Source organism: Microtetraspora sp. AC03309 (genome assembly GCF_020826795.1).
In the GTDB taxonomy this organism is placed as follows: Bacteria; Actinomycetota; Actinomycetes; order Streptosporangiales; family Streptosporangiaceae; genus Microtetraspora; species Microtetraspora glauca.
In genome coordinates, this window is sequence record NZ_JADDIL010000515.1 from 1 (window position 1) to 450 (window position 450).

Genomic DNA, 450 nt, shown 5'->3' on the forward strand with positions numbered 1-450 from the left:
TCTCGCGGTTGACCGAATGCAGGTACGGGATCGCGAGGAACGGAGTGATGTAGAAGATGTCGTAGAGCCACCACCCGACGACCGGCAGCACGACCCCGGCGAACCGGACGTCGGCGTACATCGTCATGTTGAACACGTACAGACACCAGATGAGCACGCCCATCCAGCAGGTGATGATCATCCACTGGTGGCCCCAGCGCTTCATCTGCAGAAAGCCGATCGCTGCGGCGCACCGCATCGCGAAGACGGTGAGGATCATGCCGAACACCATGGACTTCTCGCCCGGCCCGGCGGCGCCTCCCATCCACAGTTCGTTGTAGTGCCAGAAGTACCCGGCGTCGAACATGGCGCCCCAGCCGACCATCAAGACCCGGTTGATCAGCGTGTGGTTGGCGACCAGGTCGAGGGCCCACCCGAGGCTGTTGAGCATGCCGTCGATGAGTACGAGAT

The 450-nt window shown here is 62.2% G+C and carries 1 protein-coding gene; it reads right to left on the reverse strand.

Features of this window, described 5'->3' with window-relative positions; all coding sequences use genetic code 11:
* Window positions 1-430 (reverse strand): hypothetical protein (locus IMZ11_RS44135; protein WP_228649720.1); only part of this gene is annotated, 430 nt, incomplete at its 3' end.
* Window positions 431-450 lie beyond the last annotated feature (20 nt).